Raw genomic sequence first — 14,441 nt, 5'->3', positions numbered from 1 at the left:
GTTGACCGCGTCGGCGGGCGCTGCGCATGCTGATATCGAAAAAGGAGACTGACGATTGACCGACTGGATCGAGATCCTGAAAGAACAGACCGCAACCGGCGACCAGATGAGCCGCGAAGTGCCGCAAATGCTTGCCAATCCCGACATCAGCGAAGCGCAAGTGAAAACGCTGTTTTCGGCGCTCGAAAAACAGGCGGAGTTCGTCGAAAAGCTGCGTATGGCGCTGGAAAAGTTCGGCCATGATTTTTCAGTGATCAAGGCGGCCGAGCGGCTGGAGGAGCGCTACGCCGACCTTGCCGCCTCGGTAGCGGAAAAGCTGAAGGAAATGCGAGGCTAGAACCTGTTCCATCCCGATGAAATTCGGGACGGGGCTCTATCTTCTCGTTTGACCATGATCTTTTCCGAAAACCGGCATCCATTTTTCGCTGACGCGGTCCTTCGGTTCGGGATCATCGTCTGTCTATTTCTCGATTAGCCGCTCGAAGCGCCTGTCCGGCACGAACCAGACCATCGCCACCAGGACATAGATCGAGACACCGATCCAGTGATTGACGAAGGTCAGCGCGATAGCGGAAAGATAGAGGACCAGCGAGATCTTTCCCTTGCGGTCATTGCCCAACGCCCTGGCGAAAAGGGTCTCGCTGCCGTGCAGTCGATGCAAGGTCATGGTGAGGATGTTGAAGCCGATGGCGCAGAGCGCCAGGTCGACACCATAGACGGCGACCGGCACCGGCGCGAAATGGTTCTCACCCATGAAGGCTGTCGTCGCCGGCAACAGCGATAACCAGAACAGCAGGTTGAGGTTCGCCCACAGCACGCGGCCATCGACCCGCTGCACGGTATGGAACATGTTGTGCAAATTGTTCCAGTAGATGCCGACATTGATGAAGGACAGCACATAGCTGAGGAATATCGGCCAGAGCGGTGCCAGCGCGGAAAAATCCTCGCCATGCGGCACCTTCAATTCCAGCACCATGATGGTGATGATGATGGCGACCACGCCATCGGTGAATGCCTCGACCCGTCCCTTGCCCATGAATCTCCCCTGACAATCCTGTGAGGTTAAAAGAGGATCTCGCTCAGCGCCATCGGCAAAGCTGCCAAACTTGTCAGGAGCAAGTCGGGAAGGGGGAACGGCTGACGCGAAAAAGGCGTTTGGTGTCAGATCCCGAACAGCAAAAGGTCGAAAAAATGACAGCTCACGCTCAAGTCATGACGCGCGATCACGAACTCGGCGGCCGTGCTGCAGCGGCCGCCGTGGCTGCCATGATCGCGGCTCTTTTCGCCGGCAGCACGGCGCTGACGCCGCTTTACATCATCTACAAGCAGGTCTTTGGCTTCTCACAGATCACTTTGACGCTGGTCTACGCCGTCTATGTCATTGGCAATCTGGCAGCGCTTCTGATGTTAGGGCGTGTGTCCGATGTAATCGGGCGCCGTCCAATGGCATTGGCGGGGATGGCGGTGGCCGTGGTCAGCGCGGTATTTTTCCTGTTCGCAGAAAATGTCGCGTGGCTCGACATTGCCCGGATTCTGAGCGGATTGGGAATTGGCGTCGGCGCCGGCACTGGCACCGCCTGGCTCGCCGAATTGCTGTCGACCAATGACAAATCACAGGCGGCGACGATTGCGACCAGCACCAATTTTCTCGGCCTCGGCCTTGGTGCGCTGGGGGCCGGGTTGCTCGCCGAATATGCGCCTTGGCCGCTCAGGCTGACGTTCGTCGTCTATCTGGCGATGCTCGCGACTGTAACTCTGCTGATCTGGCGTACCCAGGAAACCGTTTCGCGGCCGCGGAAACTGGCTGACGTCTCGATGCGGCCGCGGCTTTCCGTGCCTGATGACATCCGCGCGGGTTTCGTTGCGCCGGCGGTGACCGGCTTTGGCGCGATGGCGCTCGTCGGCTTTTATGCGGCACTCGCGCCGAGCATCCTGGCGCAGCAACTGCAGGTAGCCAACCATGCGGTAGCCGGCGCTCTGTTCTTTGAATTGTCGATCGTGGCGGCCGGCACCATTGTGGCGACGACGCGTCTTTCGAGCCGGGCCGCGATGTTTGCGGCACTTGCGCTGATGATCCCCAGCGTCGCACTGATCGTTGCGGCGCAGGTCTTCGCCTCGATGGCCATCATGGTCGCCGCAACTGCCTTGTGCGGGGTGGCGTCAGCGCTCGGCTATCGCGGTGGTTTGCAGGTGGTGAACGAGATCGCGCCGGGGGACCGGCGTGCCGAAGTGGTCTCGGCCTTCTTCATCTGCTGTTTTTGCGGCAACGCGCTGCCGGTCATCGGCATCGGCATCCTGTCGACCGTGGCAAGCGCGACCGTGGCGAGCCTGGCCTTTGCCGGCATGATTGTCGTCTTTTCCCTGGTGGCGCTCGGGTTTGGCGCGAAATACGCGCGCTGAGCCGGCCTTTCAGCCGTTCGGCGTCTCGGGCGAAAGATGCGCGCGCTGGCGCGGCACGCCGAGGCCGGTATCCGGCGGTTCGCCGGCAGCCGGCCGGCTCTCGATCATGTGCACGCTGCGCCAACGGCCGAAGCGATAATAGGCCGTGGCCAGCACGAGCGAGGTTATCGAGCCGGCCGGAAAGCTCCACCACAACGCTTCCTCACCGATCGCACTTCGAAAGAAATAGGCGAAGCTGGTGCGCACCAGAAGTACCGAGATCACCAGGATGATCAGCGGCGGCATCACCGCGCCCGTGGCACGCACAGTGGCGAAGAGCACGATGGTGATGCCGAACAGGATGAAGGACCAGGATGCGACCTTGTTGATGTGAGTGGCGATGTCGATCGCTGCACTGTCGCTGCTGAGGAAGAGGCTGAGCACCGCGCGATCGAATACGAACAGCAGCGCGACAAGCACGCCGGTAAGCACAAGGTTGAAGCCGACGCCGGACGCGGCGATGCGGCCGATCCGGTCCCAGCGCCCGGCGCCGACATTTTGCGCCGCCATGGACGAGACCGCGGCGCCGATGGCGAGCGCCGGCATCTGGATATAGGTCCAGAGCTGGGCGGCTATGCCGTAGGCAGCCGCGACCTGCGAGCCGTAGGCATTGACCATGCCCATCACAGTCAGCGCCGCGGACGAGACGACGATCATCTGCAGGCCCATCGGCACGCCCTTGAAGACGACAATGCGCAGCAGCGCCGGGTCCGGCCGCAGCAGAGCAAGATTGGCGCCGGCCAGCCGCAGCGGGTGCTTGCGCGCATAAAGCACGATCAGGATGGCAAGCACGCTTACCGTCTGGCCGATCAGCGTCGAGGTGGCCGAGCCGGCGATGCCGAGTTCGGGGAACGGGCCGATGCCGAGAATAAGCAACGGGTTCAAAATGACGTCGAGCACGACGGCCAGCGCCATGAATAGGAAAGGCGTGCGCGAATCGCCGGCGCCGCGCAGCACCGTCATGACGAAGGACAGCAGGTTCATCATCGGTACGGCGAGAAAAATGATACGCAGATAGGAGCGCGCCAGCGGCAACGCATCGGCCGGCGTGCCGAGCGCATTGAGGATTGTATCGACCCAGATCCAGCCGCAGACCGCGAACACCACCGAGACAAGGAAGAAGAAGGTGGCGCTGGTGCCGACGATGCGGCGGGCTTCGGGCAGATCGCGGGCGCCGACCGATTGCGCGACCAGGATGGTCGCCGCCATGCCGATGCCGAAGACGGTGCCGAGGATGAGAAACAGCACGAGGTTGGCATTGGACGTGGCGGTCAGCGCCGCTTCGCCGAGGAAACGACCGACCCAGACGGCATTGATTGAGCCGTTGAGCGACTGCAGAACATTGGAGCCGAGCACCGGCAGGGCGAACAGCAGCAATGTACGCGGGATAGGTCCACTGGTGAGGTCGCTGGTCCGCCGGCGTGCGGGCATCTTGTCGTCCATGGCAGGCAACTCGGCGAAGCCTTATCTTGAGTCCGGTCCGCAATGATTGCCGATTTAACGAGACAGGTCGACGCAGCGTTGCGAATTCCGCCTGGCGTGCCTTGATCCAATCATGTTCTCAAAGCTTCCGGAATCGTATATTGATCCTGCACGCGTGGGGCCGCATCTTTCCTGGATCTCATGGGCAAGCCGGGGGTTCATGTCCGATATTCCGCTGTTTTTTGAGCGCCTGAACCGGCGTGCGTTTCTTGGTGCATCCGCTTTGGGCGCGGCCTCCGTGGCTCTTTCGGCGTGCACCACGACGGACGTAGCGGCGCCGCCAGTGACCGCGGCGCCAAGCGATCCGGCTTTCGGCGATGCCGCAAGTATGTATGCGGCGCGCGTCGACGAGGGCTATCAACTGCCGGCAATCCCGGTAGCCAAGGTCGATCCGAAATTCGTGCGCCAAATCGTGTCCGATCCGACCGGAGAAAAACCCGGCACGATCGTCGTCGATACCTCCGAGCACTTCCTCTATCTGGTGCGCGACGGCGGCAAGGCAATTCGCTATGGCGTCAGCCTCGGCAAGGCCGGTTTCGGATGGACCGGCAGCGCCGTGGTTCAGGCGAGGAAGAAGTGGCCGGTCTGGACGCCGCCGCCGGAGATGATCCAGCGCCGGCCGGAACTGGCGAAATACAAGGACGGCATGCCGCCCGGCCCGCACAGCCCGCTGGGCGCACGCGCGCTATATCTCTTCCGCGACGGCAAGGACACGATGTACCGGCTGCACGGCACGCCGGAGTGGGATTCCATCGGGAAGAACGCTTCCTCCGGCTGTGTGCGCTTCATGAATCAGGACATTATCGACCTCTACAGCCGCGTCGACGGCGTCGCGCCGGTCTTCGTGCGCCCGAACCTGTCGGCCGCCGGGAAGATCGCCGCCGTGTCGGACAGGACGGCCGAGCCGATCGATGCGGGCGTGCCAAAGGACGCGGAGATGTTGAGGTAAGTGCCTTCGACGGATCATCAGTCTTAGGTTTTGCAAACCCACTAGAACACAATCCTTGTGCCGGCGAGCCGCAACTGAAGGGCCCGACCGTTCGATCGTGCCAGGCAGGCGGACGCGTTCGGCGCGTCCGCCTGCCTGGGGGTGTCGCTACTTCCCGGCGAGGCCTGGAAGCGTGACCTGATAGACCAGGAACATCGTGTCGACATCGGCGCCATCTTCGGCCTTGTAGGCCGCGCCGACCTGGAAGCCGTCCTGGGTGAGAAAGTCATTGTCGTTGGCGACGAACAGGAAATAGTCGTCGGGCCGTGTTGGATCGAGGACGCTCACCACCGACATCGCCTCCCACTTCTCCGAAAGGTTGTTGCGGTCATTGGGCGCGCCATTGTGCAGCCCGAAGCGGCCGAGCTCGGTCTTGTCGTTGATGTCGATGAACGGCGTCAGCTTGGCCGGCGTCACCGAGGGATCGAGCTCACCTTTGGGCGCAACCGGCTTGTCCTTGTCGAACTCGGTGCCGGCGATGTCGGTTGCCGCCGACACATCGACGACGCTGATCTCGCGATAGAGCGAGGTGTCGCCCTTCACCCCCTGGCCGTTGCCGCTGTCGCGAGCCAGCATCAGGAAGGTCTTGTCCGACAGAGCCACGATTTCGCTCTGCGCGGCAATCTTGGTCTTGCCCTTGGCATCGGTGAACACCGGCAGCGGCACAACATATTCATGCGCAAGCTTGAGTTGGGCCGGATCCGAGGCATCGTAGACCAGCGCGCGCGTGTTCTGGCGCGTCGAAGCGGAATCGCCGCCATCCTGTCTGGGGGCCGATTGCAGCACAGCGATCAGGAACTTCCCGTCCGGCGTCAGTGCCATGCCTTCGAGGCCCTGGTTGTTCTGACGGCCGGTTTCGGGATCCGTCGGATCTGGGTCTGCCGCGCCCGGTCCCGGATTGCTGGACGCGAAGTTCGGCGTTCCATGACGCATCGGGACAAGCGCCGCCGGCGACTGCGTTGCCGACATCAGACGCCCATCGGCGGAGAAGTGGTAGATGTTCGGACCATATTCGTCCGAGATGAACATGGTGCCGTCGGGCAGCCGCACGATCGCCTCGTTATCGAGCGCGAGCTTGCCGTTGGCTTCGGGCAGGATCGGCATGTCGTCGGTCGCGGCGCGCACGCCGTTGAGCGGATCGAGGCCGGTTGCGTCGGCGCCCTTGTCGTCGGTCAAAAGCATGGTGTCGGCAAGGGTTGCCTTGAGGCCCGACTGTTCCTGGCCGGCGGCTGGTGCCGCACCCGGTGCGATCGGGGCGAATTCGATGGCAATCGTGTTGATGCGCGGACGGTAATCGGTGGTGCCGACGACATTGTAGCCGCGGTCCGGCAGCAGCCATAGCGAGCCCTTGTAGCCATCGGCGCCATGCGTCCAGCCGGCAGCGTCAATCGCCATGCCCGAGCCGGAGCCAAATGTCTCGCCGAACCTGTCTTTCTGGCTGGCCGGGATGCGGCCGACGCCGACCAGGCCCTTGTTGACGAAGTTGGCGCCGCCGACGGTCGCGGCGTTTTCTGCCAAGGCCGGACTCAAGGCGGTGAACATCGCGAGCGCGACAGCGAGGGGCGCGGTTCGGTGCAGGTTTTTCATGGATATCCTCTTTGAGACAAAGCTGCCGGGATCTGAAAAGCGCCGCGTCGCATCGAGAATGCCGCGAAAGCCTTCGGAGAAGCGATCTAGGACGCGAACATGATACTTGCGTGACAGTGCTGCGCTTGCCTGGCCTCGTGTGGTCGCAACTGGCCTGTGCATGGCGAATCGTTGCTATCGAAAGAGCAATTAACAACTTTACAAATAACCATTCTTATGTGAAGTTATGACAATGAAAGGTCACCGATGACAGTCTGTCGTTTCGCCACCCGCCTCAATTCCTTTGCCTCGCGGCCACAGGCCGAGTGGCCTGATCTTGTTGGTAAACCGTCCATGCTGCAAATGGCGGCGCGTGCGGCGAAGGTTGCGGAATTGACCGATCTCGACCTCAACTTCCCCGATCATGTCGATGAAAAACCTGCGGAAATGGCGCGCAAACTCAGCGATCTCGGGCTTTCCATCAATGGCTTCGCCATGCGCTACTACTCTAATCCGGCCTTCAAGCTCGGCGCCTTCACCAATCCGGATCCTTCCGTTCGCCGCGAGGCCATCGACCTGACCAAGGCCGGCATCGACGCCGCGCGCGAGGCCGGCGCCAGCCTGATGACATTGTGGCTCGGGCAGGATGGCTTCGACTACGCCTTCCAGGCTGACTACGCAACACTCTGGCAACACGAAATCGATGGCATTCGTGAAGTAGCGGCGCATGATCCGGGCTGCCAGATTAGCCTTGAATACAAACCCAACGAGCCGCGCTCCTACAGCCTGATGCCCGATGCGGCGACGACATTGCTGGCGATCCGCGAGATCGGCCTGCCCAATCTCGGCGTGACGCTCGATTTCGCTCACGTGCTCTATGCCGACGAGCAGCCGGCTTTCGCTGCCGCCCTCATAGCACGGCACAGCAAGCTGCTCGGCGTGCACCTCAACGACGGCTACGCCAAGCGCGACGACGGCCTGATGGTCGGTGCCGTGCACACGCTGCAGACGATCGAGCTGCTCAGGCAGATCCGCCGCGACGGCTATGCCGGGGCCATCTACTTCGACACGTTCCCCGACATGACCGGGCTCGATCCCGTCCACGAATGCGAAGTCAACATCGCCACCGTCAAGCGCATGCTGCGCGTCGTCGAGCGGCTGGAAAAGGACAACCGCCTGTCAGCCGCCGTCGATCGTCAGGACGCGGTCGGGTCGCAGGCCATCATCCAGGAAGCCATGCTCGGGCCGGACAGCTGAGGCCGGCGCCATCACCGTTTTTCAACAAGGGAGGAAAGACCATGAAATTTCTGCTCGTCACCGCTACCGCTGCCCTGATGACGCTGTCCATCGGCTCGGTGTTTTCCGCGGATCTCGCGCCGCTCAATTCCGACACCGAGAAGGATCGCATCGACTGGTCGCAGCTCGAGGCCAAGTTCGGGGCTTTCCCCAAGCTGCCCGAGGGCACCAAGGCGGGTGCGGTCTCCAAGACGCTGACCAACGAATACTGGCGCTCGCTGGGTGAGGGCTACAAGTCGTTCGGCGACCGCATCGGCGTGCCCGTCGTCTACCAGGCGGCGCAGAGCGAGGGCGACCAGCTCGGCCAGCTCACCATCGCCGAAGGCCTGGTCACGCAAGGCTACAACGTGCTGCTCGTTTCACCGCAGACCGACTCCAATTTGCAGCCGATCATGGAACAGGCCAGGGCCGCCAACGTGCCGGTGGTCAACGTCAATGACGCGGTCATCCCGCAGGCCGAGTACTATGTCGGCAATGTCCAGCGCGACAATGGTGTGCGTGTCGCCAAATGGTTCATCAAGAACCGGCCGGATGGCGGCAAGGTTGCCATCGTCGAAGGCCAGGCCGGCGTCTACGCCGCCGTCCAGCGCACCGACGGCTTCAAGAGCACGATCACTGAAGGCGGCAAGTTCGAGGTCGTCGCCAGCGTGCCGGGCAACTGGGATCGCCAGACCTCCTACGACGCGGCCACCAATATCCTGCAGCAGCACCCCGACCTGATCGGCTTCTATGCCAATAATGACGGCATGGCGCTGGGCATCGTCGAAGCGGTCAAGGCGGCCGGTCTGCAGGACAAGGTGGCCGTCTTCGGCACCGACGGGATTTCCGACGCTTATGCCTCGATCCGGGCCGGCGAGCTGACCGGTACCGTCGACAGCTTCCCGGTGCTGACCGGCGAGGTGGCGCTGGAATCGGCGCTGCGACTGGTGGCTGGGCAGAAGCTGCCGCGTGTTGTTGCCACCCCGCAGGCGCTGATCACCAAGGACAATGCCGACCGTTACTCGGGCGGCGGCGACGCCGTGCGCAAAGCGCTGCTCGAGGACGCGGCAGCAGGCCAATAGAGCAGGGCGGCGGGTGCCGGCCTTGGGTCGGCACCCTTGCTTGGAGAACCGAAGCAATGTCAGCGCGGCTGCAATTCGAGGGCATTTCCAAGCTGTTTCCGGCCGTGCGGGCGCTGAGCGACGTGTCCTTTTCGGTCGGCGCCGGCGAAATCCATGGCCTGCTTGGCGAGAACGGCGCCGGCAAGTCGACGCTGCTGCGCATCCTGTCGGGCGTCTACCGGCCGACAGCGGGAAGCGTTTTCATCGACGGCAGGCCGGTGACGCTGAACAACCCGGTCCAGGCGCGGGCCGCGGGCGTCGCGATGATCCATCAGGAATTACAGCAGGTGCCACGTCTCAGCGTTGCCCAGAACATGTTCCTGGGCCATCCGCTGACGCGCGGCGGCGTCTTCGTCGCACGGCGCGAGCAGGAGCGCCGCGCTGCGGAAGCCCTGGCCGCCATCGACCCGACCATCGATCCGGCAGCCCCGCTTGGCTCGCTGAAGGTGGCGCAGCGGCAAATCGTCGAGATTGCCCGGGCGCTGCTCGACCGCGCCAGGATCGTGGCGATGGACGAGCCGACATCGAGCCTCACGCCGAGCGAGTTCGAACGGCTGGCCGAAGTGATTGCGGGCCTGGCGCGCGACGGTGTCACGGTCGTCTATGTCTCGCACAAGCTGGATGAGGTGTTCGGCATCTGCCAGCGCGCCACCATCATGCGCGACGGTGTCGTGGTCGAAACCGTTGATCTCGCGCAGGTGTCGGAAAAGGCCGTCGTTTCGATGATGGTCGGCCGCGAACTTGCGCAGGAACAGCACCGCTCGCATGCTTCCAGCGAGATCAGGCTGAGCGTGCGTGGCCTGGCCTCGGCGACCAAGGTCCATGACGTTTCGTTCGACCTGCATCGCGGCGAGGTGCTGGGCATTGCCGGGCTGGTCGGCTCGGGCCGCACCGAGCTGCTGCGGCTGCTGGCCGGCGCCGACCGGGTCTCATCAGGCACAATGGAGATCGACGGCAAGGCGACAAAACTTTCCAGTCCGCGCGACGGCATCGCCGCCGGCATCGGCCTGGTGCCGGAGGAGCGCAAGCGCGAAGGCATCGTGCCGTTGCGGTCGATCTCCAGCAACATCGCGCTGGCGTCGATGGGCGTGTTCGCGCCGCGCGGCGTCATCGACCACCGCCGGCTGAAGCGCGTGGCAGCCGAGAAGATGAAACGCGTCAATCTCAGACCGTTCCTGCTCGACCGGCCGATCCGCCTATTCAGCGGCGGCAACCAGCAGAAGGCGATCATCGGCCGCTGGCTGGCGGCGGGAACGCGGATCCTTCTGTTCGACGAGCCGACGCGCGGCATCGATGTCGGCGCCAAGGCGGAGATCTATCACTTGATCGAGGAGCTCGCCGCCGAAGGCCATTCGGTAATCGTCGTTTCGTCCGAGTTGCCCGAGGTGATCCGGCTCGCCGACCGGGTGCTGGTCATGCGCGACGGCACGGTCGCCGCCGAACTGGGCCGCGCAAGTCTCAGCGAACAGGCGATCGCCACGCACGCCATACCCCAAACGGAGATTGAGGCCGGCAAGGCGCAAGGCCGTCGGGCCGGTGCATAACGGACAGGACCATCGGATGACCGATATAGCCGAACACACAGCAGCGCGCCCAAGCGCAGATTTCCTGCACCGGTTTTCGGTGCGCGACGCTGGCACGCTGATCGGCCTGGTGGTGATCCTCGCTGTCTTCGGGGCGCTGGTCCCCGGCTTCTTTGCCGAGCGTAACCTGATCAACATCCTGCAGCAGTCGAGCATCAATGCCTGCCTGGCGTTGGGCATGACGCTGGTCATCATCTCGGGCGGCATCGATCTGTCCGTCGGGCCGACGGCAGCTCTTTCGGCCGTCATCTCGGCCTCGATGCTGGTTGCCGGCGTGCCGTTTCCGCTGGCCATCGCCGCCGGCTTCGCCATCGGCCTCGCCTGCGGCCTGCTCAATGGCGTGCTGGTCGCCTATGTCGGGCTGCAGCCCTTCATCGTCACGCTGGGAACCCTCAGCACCTACCGGGCGCTGGCGCTGATCTATACCGGCGGCAATCCGGTGCTCGGCCTGCCTGCCGGCTTCCGCACCATCTTCAACGGCTCGCTGTTCGGATTGCCGTTGGCGGTCATCATCGTGGCCGTGGTCGCGCTGATTGCCTGGATCATCCTCAAGAAGACGCCGTTCGGCGAATATCTGCTCGCCGTCGGCGGCAATGAGGAAGCGGCCTATATAGCCGGCGTGCCGATCGCCCGCACCAAGATCGCCGCGTATGTGATCTCGGGCCTGCTGGCGGCGCTTGCCGCACAGATCCTGATCGGCCGGTTGGGTGCGGCCGAACCCATTCTCGGCAATCTCTGGGAGCTCGACGCCATAGCAGCGGCGGCGATCGGCGGTGCCTCGCTGATGGGCGGCAAGGGCAGCGTCGTCGGCACAATCCTGGGTGCCGTCATCCTTGGCAGCATGCGCAATGGCCTGACGCTGATGAACGTGCAGTCCTTCTATCAGCTCCTGGCAACTGGCCTTATAATCCTCGCCGCGATGCTTATCGATCGCGTGACGAGGGGACGTGGATGACATTGACCGGGCTGGATCTGAAAGCAGTAGGGCCGCGCATCCGCATGATGATGCCGCATCTGACGCCGCTCGAGGCGAAGGTGGTGGAAACCGTCTTCGGCAGGCGCGGCTTCGACGAGACTATCCCGCTCAAGCAGATCGCAGAGGAGGCCGGCGTCTCAGAGGCGATGGTGGTCAAAATCGCGAAGAAGCTGGGTTTTTCCGGCTATCGCGATTTCCGCACGGCGGTCTATGAATACAGCCGCCTGCCGACCGCCGAGATGCATCAGGAGCTGTCGGTGGACGACAGCTCGGCCGAAATCGTGCAGAAGGTGTTCCGCACCTCCATCCAGGCGCTGGAGGAGACGCTCGCCATCCTCGACATGGACGATTTCGACCGCGCCGCCGATCTGCTTTACCGCGCCAGGAACCGCGATTTCTACGGCGTCGGCGGTTCGGCGCAGATCGCACGCGATGTCTCGCACAAATTCCTGCGCATCGGCATCCGCACCTCCGTTTACGACGATTCGCACATGATGCTGATGTCGGCCTCGCTGCTCGGCGCCGACGACATTGCTGTCGGCTTCTCGCATTCCGGCAACACGAGCGCCGTCATCGACGCCATCCAACTTGCGCGCAAAAGCGGCGCGCGCACGCTGGCTATCACCAATTACGACAACTCACCATTGGCAGTCGTCGCCGACATCGTGCTCTGCTCGACCGCGCAAGGCTCGCCGTTGATGGGTGAGAACGCCGCGGCGCGCATTGCCCAGCTCAACATCCTCGACGCGCTGTTCGTCGCGGTGGCGCAACGCGACTACCAGGCGGCGGAGCGCAATCTCGGCCGCACCATGTCCGCGGTGACGTCGAAACGGAAAGACAAGAACTCATGAAAGGCAGCGGCTCGTGAAAGTCAGGGGCACATGACGGCTTCCCCGCCGCTGGTCACCGTATTCGGCAGCCTGCATTACGACATCATGGTCGAAGCCCCCGATCGCCCACGCAAGGGCGAAACGGTGACCGGTCATGCCTGGCATCCAAAATGCGGTGGCAAGGGCGGCAACCAGGCGGTATCGGCAGCGCGGGCCGGCGTGCGTGCGGCAATGATCGGAGCTGTCGGCGATGACGATTTCGGCCGCGCGCTTCTCGACAATCTCGATCGCTGGGGCGTTGACCGGCGCTCCGTGCGGGAGGCTTCCGGCGCCGGCTCGGGCATGAGCGTAGCGATTTTCGACGACAGCGGCGACTATGGCGCGGTGATCGTCTCGGGCAGCAATCTCACTCTCGGCGAAAAGGACATTGCGGAGGCGGCCGAGCTGATCGCGCAAACGGCGGTGCTGCTGCTGCAAAACGAGGTGCCAGAAGCCGCCAATATCGCCGCGGCGCGGGCGGTGAAGGCGCATGGCGGCCGCGTCCTCCTCAACGCCGCACCCGCCCGGAAACTGTCCGCCGAGCTGATCGCGCTCACCGACATCGTCATCGTCAACGCCATCGAGGCGGAATTCCTGGCCGGTGTTCCGGTCGTCGACACACTCGAGGGTGCTGCGAAGGCGGCCGGTATGCTCGTCGGCTCCTACCCGGCTGCCATCGTCACCGCCGGCGGGGAGGGGGTCGCCTATCGCGACCGCGACGGCCAGGCGTTCGCCTTGCCTGCGATGCCGGTGAAGGTCATCAGCACCCACGGTGCCGGCGACGAATTCGTTGGCGCCTTCGCGGCGGGGCTTGCGCGTGGGCAGCCTGTCGAGGCGGCACTTGCCGCCGCCAATGCCGCAGCGGCCTTGCTGGTTGCAACGCCGGAGCGCGAGCGCGGCGGGCCTTGATCAATCTGAACCTGCTCGGTGACCGCCGCGCTCAATCGCTGTCGCGCGCGATCAGCTCCAGCGGCCAGACTTCGCGGATGATGCGGGCGCCTTCGGGGCCGGCGAAGGCCGGGATCGATGCCAGCAGCATTTCGGCCAGCCGCTCGCCCATCGGCTCCAGCGCCGGGCGGAAGCCGGTCAGCGCCGGCGAAAAATAGCGACAGAGCGGCGTGTCGACGATGACGATCACCGCGATGTCGTGGCCGGGCTTGATTCCCGCCTCGGCCAGAGCCTTGCAGCCGCCAAGCGCCATCGCGTCGTTGTTGAAGATGATGGCGCTCGGCGGGTCCTTGGAGCGCATGACCTTCGGTGTCACCGCGTAGCCGCCGGCCTCGTTGATGAAGCCGTCGGCGATCAACTCGGGGTCGAATTCGATGCCGTGCCGCCGCAACGCCTTGCGATAGCCGGCGAGGAACAGATAGCCGAAATTGAGGTCGAGCGACGGGCGGATGGCGGCGATGCGCCGGTGGCCGCGCGCGACGAGACGATCGACGGCGTCAGCTCCGGCTTTTTCGAAGTCGAGGTCGAGCGAGGGGTAGGCATCGCCGCCGGAACGGCTGCGGCCGAGCGTCGCGAACGGGAAACCGGCCTGGGTCAAATAGTCGATGCGCTCGTCTTCGCGCCGCGTCCAGGCCAGCACCACGGCATCGGCCCGGCGAGTCTCGACGACACGGCGCAGGCGCTCCTGCTGATAGTCGCCCGGCGCGCCCATCACCACGATCAGGTCGAGCCCGCTTTCGGCGAGCTTGGCCTGCAGCCCGGTCAGGAATGGAATGAAGAACGGCTCGCCATACTCCTGGTCGCCCGGATGCGGCTGCAGCATGAAGGCGATCGAATGGGTGGCGCCGCGCCGCAGGCTGCGGCCGGACTGGTTCGGTGAATAGTTCAGTTTCTTGGCCGCATCGAGCACGCGCTGGCGTGTGTCGGCATTGACGTCGGCGCGGCCGTTGAGCGCGCGCGACACCGTGCCGATCGAAATGTTCAGGTGACGCGCAAGGTCGTGAATGCTGGACGCCAAAGGACAGTTCTCCCCTTGCTTGGCTAGCACCGGCTGCTCTCCGGGCCAAGCCGACACCACGATTTTTCGCAACCGGCCAATTGACATTCTACGCCATCGGGTGTGTTCTCGTAAACGTTTACGGAAAAACATTCACGGCCCTGCCGTGAATGCCGTGAGGATCGGTCTGGAGGGGC

General features: G+C 63.8%; 13 protein-coding genes. 9 read left to right on the top strand and 4 right to left on the bottom strand.

The genetic code is table 11. The annotated features are described in order from the left end of the window. The first annotated feature begins 55 nt into the window (after positions 1 to 55). Positions 56 to 337 (top strand): hypothetical protein, encoded by a 282-nt coding sequence (locus tag NKH01_RS15700; RefSeq protein ID WP_023721174.1) that lies wholly within the window; start codon positions 56 to 58, stop codon positions 335 to 337. 123 nt (positions 338 to 460) lie between these two features. Here the strand turns inward: NKH01_RS15700 and NKH01_RS15695 are convergent, their stop codons facing one another. Next, complete coding sequence (locus tag NKH01_RS15695) at positions 461 to 1,036, bottom strand: TMEM175 family protein (protein WP_353021007.1); 576 nt, start codon at positions 1,034 to 1,036, stop codon at positions 461 to 463. Between the two features lie 176 nt (positions 1,037 to 1,212). Between NKH01_RS15695 and NKH01_RS15690 the strand changes: the two genes are divergently transcribed. Further along, positions 1,213 to 2,400 carry an MFS transporter gene (locus NKH01_RS15690; protein WP_353021004.1) on the top strand — a complete coding sequence of 396 codons (1,188 nt, stop codon included), beginning with the start codon at positions 1,213 to 1,215 and terminating at the stop codon, positions 2,398 to 2,400. A gap of 9 nt (positions 2,401 to 2,409) precedes the next feature. Here NKH01_RS15690 and NKH01_RS15685 read toward each other — a convergent pair whose 3' ends face one another. Continuing rightward, positions 2,410 to 3,882, bottom strand: a complete 1,473-nt coding sequence (locus NKH01_RS15685) for an MATE family efflux transporter (RefSeq protein WP_352639763.1) — start codon at positions 3,880 to 3,882, stop codon at positions 2,410 to 2,412. Between the two features lie 199 nt (positions 3,883 to 4,081). Here NKH01_RS15685 and NKH01_RS15680 point away from each other — a divergent pair, with 199 nt between their 5' ends. Next, positions 4,082 to 4,870 (top strand): L,D-transpeptidase, encoded by a 789-nt coding sequence (locus NKH01_RS15680; RefSeq protein WP_352481524.1) that lies wholly within the window; start codon positions 4,082 to 4,084, stop codon positions 4,868 to 4,870. Between the two features lie 147 nt (positions 4,871 to 5,017). Here NKH01_RS15680 and NKH01_RS15675 read toward each other — a convergent pair whose 3' ends face one another. Beyond that, positions 5,018 to 6,496 (bottom strand): esterase-like activity of phytase family protein, encoded by a 1,479-nt coding sequence (locus tag NKH01_RS15675; protein WP_353021001.1) that lies wholly within the window; start codon positions 6,494 to 6,496, stop codon positions 5,018 to 5,020. 246 nt (positions 6,497 to 6,742) lie between these two features. Here NKH01_RS15675 and NKH01_RS15670 point away from each other — a divergent pair, with 246 nt between their 5' ends. Genes NKH01_RS15670 through NKH01_RS15645 form a run of 6 tightly spaced genes read left to right on the top strand, consistent with a single transcriptional unit; the run spans position 6,743 to position 13,208 of the window. After that, on the top strand, positions 6,743 to 7,732 hold the full coding sequence (locus tag NKH01_RS15670; protein WP_353020998.1) for a TIM barrel protein: 990 nt from the start codon (positions 6,743 to 6,745) through the stop codon (positions 7,730 to 7,732). Positions 7,733 to 7,773: 41 nt separating this feature from the next. Further along, positions 7,774 to 8,832 carry a sugar ABC transporter substrate-binding protein gene (locus tag NKH01_RS15665; protein WP_352482899.1) on the top strand — a complete coding sequence of 353 codons (1,059 nt, stop codon included), beginning with the start codon at positions 7,774 to 7,776 and terminating at the stop codon, positions 8,830 to 8,832. Positions 8,833 to 8,888: 56 nt separating this feature from the next. Continuing rightward, positions 8,889 to 10,415 carry a sugar ABC transporter ATP-binding protein gene (locus NKH01_RS15660; RefSeq protein ID WP_353020995.1) on the top strand — a complete coding sequence of 509 codons (1,527 nt, stop codon included), beginning with the start codon at positions 8,889 to 8,891 and terminating at the stop codon, positions 10,413 to 10,415. 16 nt (positions 10,416 to 10,431) lie between these two features. Beyond that, entirely contained in the window at positions 10,432 to 11,409 is a 978-nt protein-coding gene (locus NKH01_RS15655; RefSeq protein ID WP_353020992.1) for an ABC transporter permease, read from the top strand. After that, positions 11,406 to 12,281, top strand: a complete 876-nt coding sequence (locus NKH01_RS15650) for a MurR/RpiR family transcriptional regulator (RefSeq protein ID WP_353020990.1) — start codon at positions 11,406 to 11,408, stop codon at positions 12,279 to 12,281. The genes NKH01_RS15655 and NKH01_RS15650 overlap by 4 nt, the downstream gene beginning before the upstream one ends. A gap of 30 nt (positions 12,282 to 12,311) precedes the next feature. Then, the gene (locus tag NKH01_RS15645) at positions 12,312 to 13,208 is read left to right on the top strand and encodes a ribokinase (protein ID WP_352844509.1); all 897 of its coding nucleotides are present in this window, start codon (positions 12,312 to 12,314) and stop codon (positions 13,206 to 13,208) included. A gap of 31 nt (positions 13,209 to 13,239) precedes the next feature. On the opposite strand, the gene NKH01_RS15640 is transcribed toward NKH01_RS15645, so the two are convergent. Next, entirely contained in the window at positions 13,240 to 14,265 is a 1,026-nt protein-coding gene (locus NKH01_RS15640; protein ID WP_353020987.1) for a LacI family DNA-binding transcriptional regulator, read from the bottom strand. Between the last annotated feature and the right edge of the window lie 176 nt (positions 14,266 to 14,441).

Origin of the sequence: Mesorhizobium sp. M1403 (assembly GCF_040317695.1) — a bacterium.
GTDB lineage: Bacteria > Pseudomonadota > Alphaproteobacteria > Rhizobiales > Rhizobiaceae > Mesorhizobium.
This window is presented reverse-complemented; position numbering and strand designations above follow the sequence as displayed.